Raw genomic sequence first — 16,582 nt, 5'->3', positions numbered from 1 at the left:
ACTCAAAAATAAGAATAAAATTCTTAGCAAGGTAGGTTCTTTTACTAAGTTTGTGCCTAGCTTTGTTTGAATTTAGGAGTTTGTTTTTTGCTTAGAAAAATAAGGTCTTTTAGGGCTAGAAAACGCAAAAAGAACACGCCTGAAGTCAATCTTAATTCAGAAATTTACGAACAATTCAAGGTTTTTAGACTCCCATTAGTATTAATTCAAGTTTTTGTATTACTAGGAACTTTGGGTTATTATGCTTTGGAAGATTACACGCTTATGCAAGCTTTCTTTCAAACCACTTATACCATGACTGCAACAGGGTTTGGGGCGTTAAATGAAAATAAGTTTGGGCCTATAAGCATCTTTTTAACCTCAATTTTAATGTTTTGTGGGGCAGGAATTATTGCCTTTAGCGTGGCTATTTTAATTAGCGTGGTCAATAAAGGCACGCTTACAAGACTCATTAAGGAGAAAGGTATGGTTTATAAAATCGCACGCCTTAAAGACCATTATGTGATTTGCTATCACAATGAATATACGATTGAATTAAGCAAGCAGTTTCGCTCCGCTCAAATCCCTTTTGTGGTGGTAGATAATGACCCTAATTTTGAAGAAGAGGCTATTAAGCATAAATACCCTTATTATATTGTAGGCGATCCGCATACCAATCTAGCCATGCTCAAAAGCCATTTGAGCAGCGCTAAAGGTGTGGTGGCGTTCTCTAAAATTCTGCCTGTAAATGTGGCGTTAATGGTGAGCGTGCGTTTATTTGAGCAAGAATTAAAGCGTAAGCCTTATTATATTATCGCAAGCGCTCATAGTGATGAGGGTTTAGAAAAGCTTAAAAAACTAGGCGCTAATATGGTTGTTTCGCCTACAAAGCTTATGGCACAACGAGTGAGTGCTATGGCGGTGCGTCCGGATATGGAAAATATCTTGGAGCGTTTCATTTATAAAAAAGACACGCTTTTAGACTTAGAAGAAATCATTGTGCCAAAATATAGTTGGCTTGTATTAAGGAAATTAAGAGAGGCGCATTTTAGAGATGTTACTAAGGCGTTTGTAATTGGCATTATTCAAAAAGATGGCAAATACATTCCTATGCCAGATGGTGATACTATCATTGCAAGCGAATCAAAACTTTTAATGATTGGCACTTCTGAGGGGGTTAAGGCTTGTAAGCAACTTATCGCTAGTAGGCAAAAGCCCAAAGAAGTGGATTATGTCTCTCTATAGATTTTAAAAGATAACATAATAAGAGACATTAAAAGAATACATGCGTTTAAAAGTCTCTTGATAGCTACTATCCCCACCAACCATATTTAAATAAGGGGTTTTAGCCATAGGGATTTTAAAACTTAGTTCTAAGCCCGTATAGCGAGAGATTACAGAACGCACGCCAAAGTGAAACAGCCATTGAAACACCGTGCTTTTTAGCTCCACACTATTTTGATAATCTCCTGCTAAAAGGCTTTTGGCTTGCTTTTCATCTAGGGTGTCATTCCATACAATATCTCTATTTTTAGCTTGAGCATTCCAAGTCGTCCCACCTACTGCCATTCCCCCAAAAAATCCCATGCTAAACTTATCTAAATTGACAAAATTTATGAGCAAATCTATTCCAGCACCATAGGTATTGATATTCATGTTTGAATTAAGCCCATTTTTGCTTAAAAACCCTCCTTCAAAATGTTGCGTGCCAAATTTTGCCTCTGCCCAATCATAAAAGCCATAATAGCGTAAGCCTACCCAACCTTTTTGACCAAAAAGTTGGTTATACCCTACACCAACACCAAACCCTTGAGTGGTTTGTTTTTGATGGCGGTTAAAATCGGTTTTTCCATCTATAATAAGCTTATTGTTGTAGTAGGCTTGACCCACTTCATAAGAGCCTTGCAAGAAAAATCCGCTCTGTTCTGCATTGACAACACTAAGGATAAAGGCTAATTGAAGTGAAATTTTTGTTAATGATTGGTTCATATTATATTCCTTTATATGTAATTTTTAGTGGTGTTAATTATATCTAAAAAAATTTATTTGGAATTGGTTAACTTTACATAAAAACTCGTTTAGTGTAGTTTTGATACAATTATCGCAGTTAGTTGCAGGAATTTTAGAGGGTTTAAGAAATCAGTTTACTTTACATTGAAAAATCGTTTTTTTTTTTTTTGTATAATTACTTAATGTTGTGTATCAACAGAGAGTATGCAACATTGAGACTTCACTTTTTGATAGCAACAGCCGTAAGGGCAAGAGAACATTTTAATGAAAAAGTTTTTATTAAAATGCCAAGATAGTAAAGAAGGAAGGAATATTATTTGTTTTCTTGCCCTTACTCGCTGTGATTATAGCATAGAGGTTGTTACTTTTTGTTTAATCTATATTATTTTAGTTTAATTTCGTATTATTTTATATTTTACGCTTTATCAAGTATTGTGAAATAGGGAGGTTGGAATAAGAAATAAGGCTAGAATATACCAAGTGCTTTTTGTAAGAATAGCTATATTTAAGCTTAAGAAGTTTACAATTTCTTCAGCAAAAATCAATATCTATTATTAAGAGAGGCTTTTAGTGAAAATTTTTATCTCTTGTCAGTCATTATTGCGCCAAAAGGCTTTGGAAAGCTACTTAAATGTTTATCAATCTTCTTTAAAGGATTGCGATTTTGTTTTAACTGATAAATTTATAGATACAAATAAACCGCTTTGTGTGGTAGAAAAATATTTAAGAGAGCCTTTGAGTCAAAGAAGTGTTGAAGAAGATATTAAGAGATTTTACAGACTTTTTTTGCAAGAAAACAAACAGCTATTTCATAAAGAGAGTGAAAAAGAGCGTCAAATTCGTGAATTATTAGAGGAGTACACTAAAAAGCTATGCCAAATCATCAAAAACCCCTTATAAAAAGATTTAAAATTATTGGAGGGGAGTGTAAGGGGTTAAATTTAAATCTACCTAAAGTTTCTAGCACACGCCCCACTAAAGCGATAGTTAGAGAGTCTTTTTTTAATACCTTGCAAACTGAAATTTATGGAGCGCATTTTATAGAAGTGTTTTCAGGTAGTGCGTCTATGGGACTAGAGGCTTTGAGTAGGGGAGCAAAGAGTGCAATATTTTTTGAGCAAAATAAGAGTGCTTATGCCACACTTTTAGAAAATATTGCCTTAGTAGAAAAGCGTTTGCAATGCCCTATACAAGCGAGCGCATTTTGCGATGATGCTTTTAAGCATTTGTCTGTATTACCTCTAAAAGATAGTGTTTTGAATATTATCTATTTAGACCCACCTTTTGAAACAAGCGGTTTTTTGGGTATTTATGAGAAGTGTTTTCAAGCGCTTGAAAATTTGCTAAAACATTCTAAAAAATTAAATCTTTTAATTGTGTTTGAACACGAGAGCGTGTATAAAATACCTAAAAATCTTGTAACTTTAGCTATAATCAAGCAAAAAAAGTTTGGAAAAACAACTTTAAGTTATTTTCAATAAAGGATAGGCATGACAGAGGAATCTCAAGAAAACACGGAGCAAACCCCCAAAAAAAGCAAAGCCCTTTTATTTGTGGTGATTGGAAGTGTGGTAGTCATGCTCTTATTGGTAGGGGTGATTGTTATGCTCCTTATGGGGAATAAAGAAGAGGCAAAAGATAAGGATAATAATGCCCCCACAGCAACTAAAGAGGCTAGTGCAGACGCCAATAAACAAAAAGCCCAAGAGCCTAAAGAGGGTTCTAATATTCAGCAGTATCTAGTGCTTGGACCTTTGTATGCTATTGATGCACCTTTTGTGGTGAATCTAGTTTCTCAAAATGGCAGACGCTATCTCAAAACTTCTATTTCATTAGAACTCAATAATGAGAAGTTACTCAATGAAATTAAGATTAAAGATACCGCTATTAAAGATACTATTATAGAAATTTTATCTTCTAAGAGTGTAGAAGAAGTGGTTACTAATAAGGGCAAGAATAAGCTTAAAGATGAGATTAAAAGCCATTTAAATTCATTTTTGATTGATGGTTTTATTAAGAATGTCTTTTTTACTGATTTTGTAATCCAATAGCTTTTTATTTAGCATGGTTGGGGTGGATATTGTCTCTATTTCTAGGATAGAGAGGAGTTTGGAACGCTTTAAAATGAAGTTCTTAGAGCGTTTTCTCTCATCAAGCGAAATTGATTTGTGTAAAGATAAGCCTAGCACCATTGCCGGATTTTTTGCCCTTAAAGAGGCTTGCTCTAAAGCATTAAAAGTAGGCATTGGTAAGGAATTGAGTTTTTTAGATATACACATTTCTAAAAGCCCTAAAAACGCCCCTTTAGTAACTCTCTCTAAAGAAAAAATGGACTATTTTAAAATCCAAAGTTTGAATGCGAGCATTAGCCATGACGCTGGCTTTGCTATAGCGGTGGTGGTTGTCCTTTAGAATTTACGCATATAGCGCACGCTTAGGACGATGTGGCGTTGGTATTTAAGAGTGGTGTTTTCTGAAGAGCTTGTATAAAGGTGTTCTGTGTGCTTTAAAAAAGGGAATTTCACATCAATTTCAAGGGCATTTTTATTTTTCATCAAGCGTATTCCCGTGTTGGCAAACGCATTAAAATAAGTCGCAGAGAATAGCTTTGGCTTGGTAAGGATTTTAAATTGGGACTTATAAGACTTTTGGTCTAAAAAATATGAATTTCCAGCTATTCCACCACCTCCATAAACATCAAGCCCCCATTTAGTCTTTTTAGTGCGAAAGACATGCAAAACTAGCTCACTCCCTATTCCATAAGCTAAAAAAGACATGTTGTTTTGTTGCTCATTTAGAGGAAGTTTAGAATAGTTGTAATCTAAGAATGCATAATAATCCCATGAAAAAATTTGCTTGTTTTTGAAAGCCACATTAAAGAGCCAAAAAGGATGCATAACGCCAAGTTTTATGCTCGCACCATTGCCAAATAAAGAGAATTTTTGAGTGGTTTGTTGCAAGCTAAATTCGTTTTCAATAACAATGAGAGAAGAATCTTGTGGATTTTCTTTAGGACTACCTAAGTTATCTCGCACATTTTTTAAGGCTTTTGTTTCTTTAGAGAGAGCTTGAGTTGTATCTTTAGCGATTTGAACGCCATAATTCAAAATATCAGCTGTTGAGATAACAGCCTTTCTGTAATCAGAGTTTAAAAACGAGCTGTTGTTGATAATTTTTGATAAAGCATTAGGAATTTGATTTAAACTATTACTAATCGCATTAAAATTATTATTTACAAGATTTAAATCTGCATTATTTTGGCTTAAGATAGCGTTGTTTTTCTTAGCAATATTGATAGCTCCAAAGAGATTGTAGTTTATTGTTTGTAAAGCTTTCAAGAAGCTATTAGGGGGGTTGCAGATTTGTTGGTTTGTAGGGTTATTTCTATTGCAATTACTATGATGATTAAAAAGCAATCTATTCATTTGAGAGTAAGCTGGTTTTAAAAGAGGGTTAAGATAAGTAGGTTGCACGCTAGAATTTAGTAGGCTTTGGTCTTGACTATTACACAAGGCTTGGCGGTTTTGACACATTGAGGCAATATCATGGGCTTGGTATCCGCCAATGGTTTGTAAAAAAAGGCGTTTTTGAGCGTTTGGTAAATTAGGGTCAAAGGGAGGGGCATTTAAAAAAGCCAAATTAGACATAGGCTTATAAATTTTATGAATTGTTTCTACATTAGACTGAGAAAATTGATAGCCTACACTGATAAAAAGTTCACTCTTTATAGCATGGCAGAACAAGGGCAATGATAAAAAAATAATATTTCTATATATTTTTAACATTATTTTAATCCTAAAATAAAAAATTCTATAAAATCTAAATCTATATTGTTTCAAAAAATCAATTTTTTTAATCTTTTTAGTTAATGGATAAATTATAACATCTTAGATTGAGTTATGCAACTAAAACATATTTTATTAAGCTAATTATAATAATTATTTTTATAGTATTACATGTATCAAATTTATTCATTAAAGGTTATTAAAATGTCTTATTATGTGAGAAATAAATACCATTCTTTTTTGGTTTTAGGAGCGTTTTCTATTGTCATTCCGTCTCTTGATGCAAAGGTTAAGCACCATACTTTACAAAAAATCACAGCGACTGAGCAGAAATTTAACGATACTGCTCCACTCTCTTGGCAAAGTGAAGAAGTGCGTAATTCCACAAGTTCTCGCACGATTATTTCTAATAAGCAACTCAAAAAAACCGGTAATCTAAACATTGAGAGCGCGTTGCAGAATGTGCCGGGACTGCAAATTAGAGACGCTACAGGAACAGGCGTGTTGCCTAAAATCTCCGTGCGTGGTTTTGGTGGGGGTGGTAATGGACATAGTAATACGGGCATGATTTTAGTTAATGGTATTCCCATTTATGGAGCGCCGTATTCTAATATTGAATTAGCTATTTTTCCTGTAACTTTTCAATCAGTAGATAGAATAGATGTGATAAAGGGAGGCACAAGCGTTCAATATGGACCAAACACTTTTGGAGGTGTAATAAACATCATCACTAAAGAAATTCCTAAAGAATGGGAAAATCAAGCGGCTGAGAGAATTACTTTTTGGGGGCGTTCTTCTAATGGAAACTTTGTTGACCCTAAAGAAAAAGGTAAGCCACTAGCCCAAACTTTAGGCAATCAAATGCTCTATAATACCTATATACGCACCGCTGGCATGCTAGGTAAGCATGTGGGAATTAGCGCTCAAGCTAATTGGATTAATGGGCAAGGTTTTAGGCAAAATAGCCCTACAGGAGTTCAAAACTACATGCTTGATGCTATCTATAAAATCAATCATAGCAACACTTTTAAAGCCTATTATCAATATTATAAATACAATTCTTCACACCCCGGAACTTTGAGTGCACAAGATTATGAGTATGACCGCTTTACTAATAACCGCCCTTATAATCAAGATGGGGGGCGAGCCAAGCGCTTTGGAGTGGTGTATCAAAATTATTTTGGCGACCCAGATAGGGGAGTTGGGGGAGATTTTAAATTCACTTATTATACGCATGATATGAGTAGGGATTTTGGTTTTTCTAACCAATATAAAAGCGTGTATATGAGCGGTAAAAATCAAGTTTTACCCTTTAAGGGCATAGGAACTAAAGTGGATACAACCAATAACCCTAATTGTGGCTTGTATTCTTATAGTGATACCAATAGTCCTTGTTGGGAATATTATGACAATATCCGTCGTTTTGTTGTAAATGCCTTTGAGCCAAAGCTCAATCTAGTGGTTAATACAGGAAAGGTGAGACAAACTTTTAATATGGGTATGCGCTTTATGACTGAAGATTTATACAAACGAGCCACTACAAGAAAAAATGCTACTATCCCAGGCTCAGGGTATGATAAGGGGAGTTCGGTAAATAATTTTAATAATTATACTTCAGTCTATATTAGCGATACCATTGATATTAATAAAGGAATGCTTACGATTACACCAGGCTTAAGATACACTTTTTTAAATTACGAAAAAAAAGATATCGCTCCTTTTAAAACAAATCAAGGTCCTAAGACAATTAAAGACAGATATAATCAATGGAATCCGGCGGTAAATATTGGTTATAAACCTATTAAAGAGCTTTTATTGTATTTTAACTATCAAAAAAGCTATATCCCTCCACAATATAGCAATATCGGTGGTCTTGTAGGTAATAGCACCGATTATTTTCAAATCTTTAATGTGATAGAAGGGGGCGGACGCTATTATTTTAATGATAAAGTGAGTTTTAATGGGAATTATTTTGTGATTTTTGCAAACCATTATTTTACAGGGCGTTTTGGGGATAATAGAGAGCCTGTAAATGCGAGAAGTCAAGGCGTAGAATTAGAATTGTATTACAATCCTATTAGAGGGCTAAACTTCCATGCAGCTTATACTTTTATAGACGCTAATATCACAAGCCATACTATGGTAACTAATCCTGCTAATCCTAAGGGGGCTAAAAAAGATATTTTTGGTAAAAAACTCCCTTTCGTAAGTCCGCACCAATTTATCCTAGATGCGAGTTATACTTATGGCAAGACCACTATTGGATTAAGCTCTTTCTTTTATAGCCGAGCTTACACAGATGTGTTAAACACCGTTGGCTTTACAGAATACGCACCCACGATTAAAAATGGAGCGATCACTACACGAACTGCAGGCATGATGCCATGGTATTGGGTATGGAATTTACAAATATCTAGCACTCTATGGGAGCATAAACGCCAAAGCATTCAAGCAAGCTTGCAAGTGAATAATATTTTTAACATGAAATATTGGTTTGGTGGTGTAGGCACTAGTCCTAATGGAAAAGAGGCAGCTCCCCCTAGGAGTATCACAGCCTATTTGAGTTATAATTTTTAAATTTATCAATCTTTGTGATTTTAAACTAGAAAGCTTGAGTTTTCTAGTTGGCTTTTATCTAGTAGGAATTTAAGCAAAAATAAGTAATAATAAAGCAATTTTTTAGAATAGGTATTTTTTTATAAGCATAAGATTTTAGATTGATAAAAGAGATATAAAATGCAAAGAAGAATTTGGACATATGATGAATTTTTAGTTGTATTTAATCTATATTTAAAGCTACTTTTTGGAAAAATGGATGCCAGAAATTCTCAAGTAATAGAGATCGCTAAACTTATCAATCGCACTCCAAGCGCTGTTGCTATGAGACTATGTAATTTTGCTTCTGCTGACCCTTATCATCAACAAAGGGGAATAAAAGGGTTAGCGGGTGGCAAAAAACAATGCGAACCCATTTTTGAAAGATTTATCAATGATAGAGAAAATCTTATGTATGAGAGTGAGAATATTTTGGCAAATCTTAAGGGTGAAAGCTTGCTTGTAAAAAATAATGAATTAGAAACTGAAGATGACGATTTTTCATCTACGATGAGAGAAAGTCTTATTAAAACACGAGTCAATCAAAATTTATTTAGAAAAATTATTTTGGCTAATTATGGTGGAAAGTGTGCTATTTCAAACATGGCTATCCCCAATTTGCTTGTTGCAAGTCATATAATTCCATGGGCAAAAGATGAAAAGAATAGACTAAATCCAGCAAATGGAATTTGCTTGAACGCTCTTTATGATAGGGCTTATGATAGCGGATTACTTAGTATTGATTTAAGCTACAAAATCGTGTTATCATCGCAATTAAAACACGAATGCCAACAAGAATATTTTAAAATCTATTTTGCCGATATTGAAAACAAAAAAATTAATTTACCTGAAAAATTTTTACCCAATAAGACATTTTTAGATTATCATCTAAATTATTGTTTTAAAAACTAATTTTTAGTAAAAAATATAAAAACCAATCGCAATAAGACTATATTTTAAGTGCGTTATTTTGAATTAATAAGTTTGATTGTTGTATAAAAAATGAGATTTAAATACGCTGTATTCTTAAGGGATCTAAGTGATAAAATATCTTGTTTAAAATATCATAGAGAAATCTTTAAACAAAAAGAATTAGGGAGCAGTAGGGACAAACAAGAAAAGTAAACCCCAATTATTCAAAAAGATGTTAGAAATTATCTTTCTAAATACTTCAAATCACTGAAACTACTTGCTTGAACATTATTGAACGCATTTTCTAGGCTGTCAAAGAAATGGGGGTGCAAGCTTTGCATTTCTTTTAAGAAATTTTTGGTAGCTAATCGTGCGATGGGGGGTTTATCTGAAGTGGGCTGTTTAGCTGGGCAATTACAATCAGGGGCTACAGGAATATTTTGAGAAGTAACAAAATGAATGCTACTTGCTTCTCTAACCTTAATTAAAGGACGAATCACTAATAAACCATTTTCAGCCCTATAAATGGGGGGCATACTTCTTAAAGTGCCATTATAGGTAAAATTCATAAAAAAACTCTCCACAGCATCATCTAAATGATGAGCGATTGCGACTTTATTATAGCCTTCTTCTAAAGCCTTAGAATACAAAGCCCCCCTTCTTAAACGAGAGCAAAACGAGCAAAACGAGCTTTTTTCACGGCGTTTTTCATTGATAGTAGAGGCAATTTGAGTGTAAATGATTTCATGTTTAATGCCTTGTTCTTCGCACAAGTCGCTTAGCCACTTCAAATCTTCACCCAGACCATAATGAATCGTAACCGCTTTAAAATCAAATTTGAAAGGGGCATGTCTTTGCATTCTAGCTAAGATACAAGCAAGCATGATAGAATCCTTGCCCCCACTTAATCCTAATAAGACCTTATCGCCTTCTTCTATGAGCTTGTAAGTGGCGTTTGTCTTGCCTACAATATGCAAGACTTTTTTAGAAATTTCATAGTGCATGGTTTTCCTTAAACATCATTTTCTAAAATCTTGAGCGAGCTGAATGATTTCTTCTTCGCTAATTTGACTAGAATTATATTTTACAATGATGATTTCTTCAGCCACATTCACATACCATTCAATGATTTTATCTTCTATTGTTTCAAACTTATCCTCATTATAAGCATCTAAAGGGAAATAAACATTTTTTTGCTTAGCCGGATTATTGAGTAAAAAGAGTAATAAGCCCCAAACAACCCCTAAAGCTACAATAACCAAGCTTGTAGTTGCTAGTCCTAAATAATGATAGCTCAAACCTCCGGTAATACCCCCTACAAAACTTCCCAAATAGCCAAAAGTTGTAAATTGCCCTAAAACCTTGCCTTTTTCATTCGCTCTAGCGAATTTAGATGCTAGAGATTGCATAATGGGTTCTAAGGTTGCAAAGCCCGTAAAAAAGAGCATAACCCCCACAATAAAAAGCCATAAATGCCTGCCAAAAAAACTAGAGTCTGCTAAAAACAAGCATAAATAACTTAAGATAAAAAATAGCACTCCAGTTAGCATAACCCCTTTAGGTCTGTTATATTTTTCAGCGATAATGCTTGCTGGTCCCATGCTTAAAATGCCAAACAAAGCACCCGGAACATACACCCAAATCAAAAAACTCTCATGTTTATTAAACTCATTCACTAAAGCTAAAGGGATAAGCACAAAAATAAGTGTCATAAACATTTTTTCAAAAAAGGAGCTTAAGTGTAAAAGATACAAGGCTTTAGAATTTGGAGTAGTTGCTTTAGTTTTAATTTTATAAGCGATTTTAGGACTTTCTTTAACCCTTAAAAGTGTGAGTAAGCTTAAAAAAGCTAAAATTGCCGTGAGTAAAAAAAGCCATTTTGCATTCCCAAAAAATGCTACCACGCCCGGTCCTATTGCCATGCTTATGGTAAAGCTCATAAAAATGAATGCTCCCATAAATGCCATAGCTTTAGTGCGCTCTTCCTCTCTCACTTCATCAGCTACCATAGCACTCACCACACCCCCTAAAGCCCCCATACCTTGAATCAAACGCCCTATAACAAGCATAATAATATCACTTGCCATAAAGCATACTAATGAGCCGACTAAAAACACTAATAAGCACACCACAACAACAACCTTACGCCCTATTTTATCGCTGAGTATGCCTATAGGGGTTTGGAACAAGATTTGTGTGAGATACGCTCCACCCACAGCCAAGCCTATGAGTAGGGGGTTACTCGCATGGAAACTATCCGCATACAAACTAATCACAGGCAGAACAATAAAAAGCCCTAAAAACCGCAATGATGACACTAATGCCAATGGAAAAATCTTCTTAAACATTAGCGTATTCTACAAAAAAATATTAAATTTTTATCATTAATTTAAAAAAATAGGATTGATTGCAAAATTTTAATCAAATCTTAAGAAAGTTTTTTGTATAATCTGTCTCTTTATTGTTGTCAAGGTAGCTCAGCTGGTTTAGAGCGCTGGTCTCATAAGCCGGAGGTCGGGGGTTCAAGTCCCCCTCTTGACACCATTCTTTTTATAACACACTTACAATAATAGTTAATATTTTTAGATGACTAGTTAGTGAATGGTGTTTTTTAAACATTAAATTTTTTAATTTTAAGTTACAATACAAAAATCTCTTTTTTCAATTTTAGGGTAATACATGCATTTTTTATGGCATTTTTGTAAGTGCTAATGATGGTTATTAGTGCGTTAATGAGTGTTGTGGGTATGGTGGTGCTTTTAGGTATCGCATGGGTTTTTTCTAGCAATAAAAGGGCTATCAATTATCGCACGATTATCAGTGCGTTTGTCATTCAAGTGGCTCTAGGGGCGTTGATTTTATATGTGCCAATAGGGCGAGAAATATTACAGAATTTGGCTAATGCGATAGAGAGCGTTATAGCTTATGGCTATGAAGGGGTGCGTTTTTTATTTGGTAATCTAGCACCAAATGCTAAGGGTGAGCAAGGAATAGGAGGCTTTGTCTTTGCCATTAATGTTTTAGCAGTGGTTATCTTTTTTTCTAGCTTGATTTCATTATTGTATTATCTAAAAATCATGCCCTTATTTATCAATCTTATCGGTGGGGCATTACAAAAATGCTTAGGCACTTCTAAGGCAGAGAGTATGAGTGCGGCGGCAAATATTTTTGTAGGACACACTGAAGCCCCCTTGGTGGTTAAACCCTATCTAAAAAGCATGAGTGATTCAGAGATTTTTGCGATTATGTGCGTGGGCATGGCAAGTATTGCTGGGCCTGTGTTAGCTGGATATGCAAGCATGGGCGTTCCTTTAACCTACCTACTAGCCGCTTCATTTATGTCAGCCCCTAGCGGACTACTCTTTGCTAAAATAGTCTATCCGCAAAATGAAAAAGTTTCTAACCATATAGATATTTCTATAGAAAAACCCGTGAATGCTATAGAAGCCGTTGCTAGTGGGGCAAGCACAGGATTAAATCTAGCCCTACATATAGGAGCTATGCTAATAGCTTTTGTAGGAATGCTCGCACTCATTAATGGGCTTTTAGGGCTTTTAGGGGGATTTTTAGGCATAGAGCATTTGTCTTTAGGATTGATTTTAGGCACGCTTTTAAAACCCTTAGCCTTTATTTTAGGTATCCCTTGGAAAGAAGCTGGGGTTGCTGGAGAAATCATAGGCATTAAAATCGCTTTGAATGAATTTATGGGTTATATGCAACTTTTGCCTTATTTAAATGATAATGCCCCCTTAGTCTTAAGTGAAAAAACTAAAGCGATTATTACTTTTGCGTTGTGCGGATTTGCTAATCTAAGCTCAGTCGCTATGCTAATTGGAGGGATTGGTAATTTAGTGCCTAGCAAAAAAGAAATGATAGCTAAACTGGCTTTAAAAGCGGTGTTTGTAGGCACGCTTTCAAATTTTATGAGCGCAACAATCGCTGGATTATTCATAGGGCTAAATGCGAATTAAGTTAAAAGGTAAATTAGGTTAACAAGGAAAAAGATGCAAAAAAGAGTGATTATTCTACTATTAGATTCTTTTGGTATAGGAGCTAGCGAAGATGCTCAAAATTTTGACGACTTAGGAGCGAATACTTTAGGCAATATCGCTAAGGCTTGTTTTAATAACTTGGCTAATTCAAAAGAAAGAAACGGCACTTTGAAATTGCCTAATTTAGAGAGTTTGGGTTTAGGACTAAGCGCTTTAAAAGCCACGAATGAATTACCCCTAGGCTTTAATCCTAACCCTAATTTAAGAGGGGCTTATGCTTACGCACAAGAATTATCTAGCGCGAAAGATACCATTTCTGGGCATTGGGAGATGATGGGCGTGCCGGTTTTGTTTGAATGGGGGTATTTTGAAAACCAAACCAACTCATTCCCACAAGATTTATTAGATGAAATTATACGAAAAACTAAGATTAAAGGCTATTTAGGGAATTGCCACGCATCAGGAACTGAAATCATTAAGAATTTAGGCGAAAAACATTTAGAAACTCTATACCCCATTTTTTATACTTCAGCGGATTCGGTGTTTCAAATCGCTGCACATGAAGAAAAATTTGGGCTTGATAATTTATACGCCCTTTGTGAAGAAGTTTTTAAAATCTTAGAGCCTTTAAAAATTGCTAGAGTGATTGCACGACCCTTTTTAGGCAATCATAAGGATAATTTCAAACGCACCCCTAATCGTAAAGATTACGCTATAAAGCCCCATGCACCATTACTTTTTGAAAAATTTATTGAAGAAAAAAATGGCGTAGTCATTAGCATTGGAAAAATCGCTGATATTTATGCCCATGTGGGGATTACTCAAAAATTTAAAGCTAGTAGTTTAATGGAATTGTTTGATGTAACTTTAGAGCAGGTTAAAAACGCTCAAAATAACAGCTTGATTTTTACGAATTTTGTGCATTTTGATAGCGATTATGGGCATAGGCGTGATGTTAGTGGGTATGCAAACGCCCTAGAATGTTTTGATAAACGCTTAAATGAGATTTTAGAAAATCTAAGAGATGATGATTTATTGATTCTTTGTGCTGACCATGGGTGCGACCCCACTTTCAAAGGCACAGACCACACACGAGAGTTCATTCCTATTTTAATGTATCACAAAGATTTAAAACCAGCCTTTTTGGGTAAGAGTGAGACTTTTGCAGATATTGGGCAAAGTATCGCCCACTTTTTAGGATTAAGCCCCTTAGATTATGGCAAAAACTTATTAAATTTTTAAAGGAAACTAAATGACCCCCCATATCAATGCAAAAATTGGCGATTTTCATTCTAAATGTATTTTATGTGGCGACCCCTTAAGAGTGAAATACATTGCAAAAAACTTTTTAGAAGATGCTAAAGAAATAACTAATGTGCGTAACATGCTAGGATTTAGCGGGAAGTATAAGGGTAAGGAAATTTCTTTAATGGGGCATGGCATGGGTATTGCGTCATGCACGATTTATGCCACTGAACTCATTCAAACCTATCAAGTTAAAGAGCTTTTAAGGATTGGCACTTGTGGGGCTATCAATCAAAAAGTCGCCCTAAAGGATATTATCTTAGCAACTGGGGCTTCAACAGATTCTAAAACAAATCGGGTGCGTTTCTTAAACCACGATTTGAGTGCTACACCTAGTTTTGAACTAAGTCTAAAGGCTTATAACACCGCCTTAAATTTGAATATCCCCCTAAAAGTGGGCAATGTCTTTACGAGCGATTTTTTCTATTCTTTTGAAACGCATGCCTTTGATTTACTAGCCAAATATAACCACTTGGGTATTGAAATGGAAGCCGCAGGTTTATATGCTACGGCTATGGAATTAAACGCTAAGGCTTTATGTTTATGCTCTGTTTCAGATCATTTAATCACACACGAAAAATTAAGCCCCAAAGAAAGAGTGGAAAGTTTTGATAATATGGTAACTCTAGCCTTAGAGATGATGACCCATGATAACTAAAGAAAATTTTAAAGAAGTTTTAGAAACCTTAGACTTTAAAGAAAATAACAAAATTTTTGCTAAAACTATTAATAACGCCACATTGCAAGTAGATTTTGAAAAACAAGAATTAATCTATCCTAAAGAAATTAAAGTTTGCGAACGGCATACAACTAATTTTAGAGCGAATGAAAACTTTGTCGTGTTTGAATGCGTGCATAGGCTCTTAAATCAAGGCTATGATGCTAAACATATTGTTTTTAGAAAAAAGAGCTAAAGATACTAAGGGTGAACACAGATTTGATATTTCTATCAAAGACAACAACAATAAAATGTTGCTTATTATTGAATGTAAAACGCAAGGTCAAGAATATAATAACGCTTTAAATAGCCTAAAAAATAGAGATGATAACCAGCTTTTTAAGTATTTAAACCAAGATAAAACGATAGAGTATCTAGTGCTTTATACAAGCGATTTTGCCAATAATAGGGTTAAAGAAAAATACACGCTTATTGTTGTTAAAGGTAATGAAAAATTATTACAAGAAAACCCTAAATTAAAGAGTTATACTATGCGAGTAATAATAAGAACGCTACAATGTATGGAAAGAAACTTACAAGCAAGAAGTTTTTAATATAGGGCTTTTTGAAAATAATAAGCCTTATGAAATCGGCAAATCAAAATTTAGCATTACTGATTTACACCACATTAATAATGAAGAAATCCAAGTGCTATACCATAAATTTGCAAGCATTTTAAGAAAATACAATATTGATGAAAAAGAAAAAGCTTTTAACGCTCTTATCAATCTCTTTTTATGTAAAGCTTTAGATTAAAATAATAACCCAAATGAACTACAATGTTATTTTAAGGGCAGGGCGTTTGATAATGCCTTTGATTTTTTACATGCTTACATTCTTTTAGTTTTGGTATAATTTTCATTAGGCGAGAATTGCAACTACACAATAACAGTAGGCTTTAGTTCCTATGCCCTTATAAAAAGGGAGGCGTTATTTGCCTTGCTTTTCTTGTCTAATATCATTTTTGTAGCTCGTTGAGTTCTTATAATTCCCGTTCTCTTTAAACATCGTTTTGAATTTTTGTAGTATAATTCGCTCTATCTTTAAGGGTTAAAGGACAAATGGCTCTCTCGCCTTTGTAATTGTTAGCGGGTCGCAAGTAGCTAACTCCCCTTAAATTCATTTGTTTTCCCTTGTTTTTGAATTTTTGTAGTATAATTTCATTGATACCCCACTCCTTAGACTTACTCAAGCGTTGTATCCCGGCTAACAAAAGAGTGGATAAGGTTAGCGTTCTTAATCCTACTTTTTACATAATCTTCAGAAACTCTCAAACCCGTTCTTAA

The 16,582-nt window shown here is 34.5% G+C and carries 17 protein-coding genes and 1 tRNA gene; 13 read left to right on the top strand and 5 right to left on the bottom strand.

What is annotated here, in order from left to right; translation table 11 throughout:
- Positions 1 to 87: 87 nt before the first annotated feature.
- Complete coding sequence (locus C6H25_RS03585) at positions 88 to 1,224, top strand: potassium channel family protein (RefSeq protein WP_104748146.1); 1,137 nt, start codon at positions 88 to 90, stop codon at positions 1,222 to 1,224.
- Between the two features lie 3 nt (positions 1,225 to 1,227).
- Here C6H25_RS03585 and C6H25_RS03580 read toward each other — a convergent pair whose 3' ends face one another.
- Positions 1,228 to 1,968 (bottom strand): outer membrane protein, encoded by a 741-nt coding sequence (locus C6H25_RS03580; protein ID WP_104748101.1) that lies wholly within the window; start codon positions 1,966 to 1,968, stop codon positions 1,228 to 1,230.
- A gap of 591 nt (positions 1,969 to 2,559) precedes the next feature.
- On the opposite strand from C6H25_RS03580, the gene C6H25_RS03575 reads away from it, so the two are divergent.
- Genes C6H25_RS03575 through acpS form a run of 4 tightly spaced genes read left to right on the top strand, consistent with a single transcriptional unit; the run spans position 2,560 to position 4,401 of the window.
- The gene (locus tag C6H25_RS03575; RefSeq protein WP_104748100.1) at positions 2,560 to 2,889 is read left to right on the top strand and encodes a dihydroneopterin aldolase; all 330 of its coding nucleotides are present in this window, start codon (positions 2,560 to 2,562) and stop codon (positions 2,887 to 2,889) included.
- Positions 2,862 to 3,470: a 16S rRNA (guanine(966)-N(2))-methyltransferase RsmD gene (gene rsmD / locus C6H25_RS03570; RefSeq protein WP_104748099.1), complete on the top strand. Its 609-nt coding sequence runs from the start codon at positions 2,862 to 2,864 to the stop codon at positions 3,468 to 3,470. Before C6H25_RS03575 ends, rsmD begins: the two co-directional genes overlap by 28 nt.
- 9 nt (positions 3,471 to 3,479) lie before the next feature.
- Positions 3,480 to 4,040 carry a flagellar basal body-associated protein FliL gene (gene fliL, locus C6H25_RS03565; RefSeq protein ID WP_104748098.1) on the top strand — a complete coding sequence of 187 codons (561 nt, stop codon included), beginning with the start codon at positions 3,480 to 3,482 and terminating at the stop codon, positions 4,038 to 4,040.
- Positions 4,041 to 4,053: 13 nt separating this feature from the next.
- Complete coding sequence (gene acpS, locus C6H25_RS03560; protein ID WP_104748097.1) at positions 4,054 to 4,401, top strand: holo-ACP synthase; 348 nt, start codon at positions 4,054 to 4,056, stop codon at positions 4,399 to 4,401.
- On the opposite strand, the gene C6H25_RS03555 is transcribed toward acpS, so the two are convergent.
- Positions 4,398 to 5,774: an outer membrane beta-barrel protein gene (locus tag C6H25_RS03555; RefSeq protein ID WP_104748096.1), complete on the bottom strand. Its 1,377-nt coding sequence runs from the start codon at positions 5,772 to 5,774 to the stop codon at positions 4,398 to 4,400. The two genes, acpS and C6H25_RS03555, sit on opposite strands and share 4 nt — an antisense overlap.
- Before the next feature lie 204 nt (positions 5,775 to 5,978).
- On the opposite strand from C6H25_RS03555, the gene C6H25_RS03550 reads away from it, so the two are divergent.
- Together C6H25_RS03550 and C6H25_RS03545 are read left to right on the top strand one after the other, a co-directional pair.
- The gene (locus C6H25_RS03550; RefSeq protein WP_104748095.1) at positions 5,979 to 8,351 is read left to right on the top strand and encodes a TonB-dependent receptor family protein; all 2,373 of its coding nucleotides are present in this window, start codon (positions 5,979 to 5,981) and stop codon (positions 8,349 to 8,351) included.
- Between the two features lie 159 nt (positions 8,352 to 8,510).
- Positions 8,511 to 9,281: an HNH endonuclease gene (locus C6H25_RS03545; RefSeq protein ID WP_104748094.1), complete on the top strand. Its 771-nt coding sequence runs from the start codon at positions 8,511 to 8,513 to the stop codon at positions 9,279 to 9,281.
- A 242-nt stretch (positions 9,282 to 9,523) separates the two neighbouring features.
- On the opposite strand, the gene C6H25_RS03540 is transcribed toward C6H25_RS03545, so the two are convergent.
- Positions 9,524 to 10,285: a tRNA 2-thiocytidine biosynthesis TtcA family protein gene (locus tag C6H25_RS03540; protein ID WP_104748093.1), complete on the bottom strand. Its 762-nt coding sequence runs from the start codon at positions 10,283 to 10,285 to the stop codon at positions 9,524 to 9,526.
- Positions 10,286 to 10,300: 15 nt separating this feature from the next.
- Positions 10,301 to 11,629 carry an MFS transporter gene (locus tag C6H25_RS03535; protein ID WP_104748092.1) on the bottom strand — a complete coding sequence of 443 codons (1,329 nt, stop codon included), beginning with the start codon at positions 11,627 to 11,629 and terminating at the stop codon, positions 10,301 to 10,303.
- A gap of 118 nt (positions 11,630 to 11,747) precedes the next feature.
- Between C6H25_RS03535 and C6H25_RS03530 the strand changes: the two genes are divergently transcribed.
- The 6 genes from C6H25_RS03530 to C6H25_RS03505 all read left to right on the top strand — a co-directional run bounded on the left by C6H25_RS03530 (position 11,748) and on the right by C6H25_RS03505 (position 15,850).
- Positions 11,748 to 11,825 (top strand) — tRNA-Met (locus C6H25_RS03530).
- Between the two features lie 170 nt (positions 11,826 to 11,995).
- Complete coding sequence (locus C6H25_RS03525) at positions 11,996 to 13,252, top strand: NupC/NupG family nucleoside CNT transporter (RefSeq protein WP_104748091.1); 1,257 nt, start codon at positions 11,996 to 11,998, stop codon at positions 13,250 to 13,252.
- Between the two features lie 33 nt (positions 13,253 to 13,285).
- The gene (locus C6H25_RS03520; protein WP_104748090.1) at positions 13,286 to 14,515 is read left to right on the top strand and encodes a phosphopentomutase; all 1,230 of its coding nucleotides are present in this window, start codon (positions 13,286 to 13,288) and stop codon (positions 14,513 to 14,515) included.
- Positions 14,516 to 14,525: 10 nt separating this feature from the next.
- Positions 14,526 to 15,236 carry a purine-nucleoside phosphorylase gene (gene deoD, locus C6H25_RS03515; RefSeq protein WP_104748089.1) on the top strand — a complete coding sequence of 237 codons (711 nt, stop codon included), beginning with the start codon at positions 14,526 to 14,528 and terminating at the stop codon, positions 15,234 to 15,236.
- A complete protein-coding gene (locus tag C6H25_RS03510) occupies positions 15,226 to 15,492 on the top strand; it encodes a hypothetical protein (RefSeq protein ID WP_104748088.1) in 267 nt (88 codons plus the stop codon). The genes deoD and C6H25_RS03510 overlap by 11 nt, the downstream gene beginning before the upstream one ends.
- The gene (locus tag C6H25_RS03505) at positions 15,455 to 15,850 is read left to right on the top strand and encodes a type I restriction endonuclease (protein ID WP_158653864.1); all 396 of its coding nucleotides are present in this window, start codon (positions 15,455 to 15,457) and stop codon (positions 15,848 to 15,850) included. Before C6H25_RS03510 ends, C6H25_RS03505 begins: the two co-directional genes overlap by 38 nt.
- 446 nt (positions 15,851 to 16,296) lie before the next feature.
- Here the strand turns inward: C6H25_RS03505 and C6H25_RS08970 are convergent, their stop codons facing one another.
- Positions 16,297 to 16,419 carry a hypothetical protein gene (locus C6H25_RS08970; RefSeq protein ID WP_267891810.1) on the bottom strand — a complete coding sequence of 41 codons (123 nt, stop codon included), beginning with the start codon at positions 16,417 to 16,419 and terminating at the stop codon, positions 16,297 to 16,299.
- Between the last annotated feature and the right edge of the window lie 163 nt (positions 16,420 to 16,582).

It is taken from the genome of Helicobacter cetorum (genome assembly GCF_900198405.1).
Classification (GTDB): Bacteria; Campylobacterota; Campylobacteria; order Campylobacterales; family Helicobacteraceae; genus Helicobacter; species Helicobacter cetorum_C.
The sequence above is the reverse complement of the archived record's forward strand: the minus strand, read 5'-3'. Positions and strand labels throughout refer to the sequence as shown.